At 70.1% G+C, this 938-nt stretch carries 1 protein-coding gene; it reads right to left on the bottom strand.

The features are described 5' to 3' along the window. The coding region (locus tag AC4HNJ_RS21525) for a hemagglutinin repeat-containing protein (RefSeq protein WP_490481667.1) at positions 1–938 on the bottom strand (938 nt) is incomplete at both ends.

Below are 938 nucleotides of genomic sequence, written 5' to 3'. Positions count from 1 at the left end.
TGCATGCCTTCGGCGGCGGCCTGGCGCTGGTCGGTGACGGCATGGAGCGTGATGTCATGGCCGGCGCTGAGGGCGAGCTGGCCGCCCGCTTTCAGTTGGGCGCCCTGGCTGGCGAGATCGTGCCCGGCGGCGAGCACGGCGCTGCCGCCGGTGGTCAGCGTGGTCACCGTGTGCGTGGTGGTTTCCACCCCGTTCATCGCCGTGCCCTGGCGCTGGGTGTGGCCGGCGGCGTTGAGGTTGAGGTCGTTGCCGGCGATCAGTTGCGCATGCTGGCCGGCGCTGAGCGTGCTGGCGGTAGCGGTGAGGTTATTGCCTGCCGCCAGTCCCAGGTTATTGCCGGCGCTCACGGTGGCGTGATCGAGCGTGAGGTTCTGGCCGGCCTGGGCGGTGAGGTTGCCGGTCGCGGTGAGGGTGCCGCCTTGCGGCAGGTTCAGGCCGGGCACGCCCGGCGCGGCGAGGGCGCTGAGATTCAGGCTGCCCAGGCTGAAGCTGCCGGGATCGAAACCCCCGACGCCGCTGGTGAGGTGGTTGCCGGCCACCAGCGCCACGTTGCCGCCCTGGATGGTGCCCGCGTTGAGCAGGTTCTGCGCGGTTTGCACGCTCAGGTTGCCGCCTGCGGCAAGCGTGCCGGCGTTGAGCAGGTTGCCGGCCTTGAGGCTGGCGTCCTGGCTGGCCTGGATCGTGCCGGTGTTGGCGAGCGAACCGCTGGCGTTGAGGCTGACCGTGCTGCCCTGGATCACCGCGCCGCTGGCGATGCTGTTGGCCGTCTGCTGGCTCAGGTACACCACCGGAACGAGGACGGATTCGCCGCCGACCTCCTGGCGCACCAGCCACACCATGTCCTGGGTGAGCTGGGCCATCTGGTCGGGGGTGAGGGCGACGCCCACGCTGAGCTGGAAGCGTTGCGCTTCTTCCACGCCGGCATCCATCAGGGCTTT

The organism is Dyella sp. SYSU CM1112, from assembly GCF_058216415.1.
Note: the sequence above shows the minus strand (reverse complement) of the source record. Positions and strands in the feature narration are given on the sequence as shown.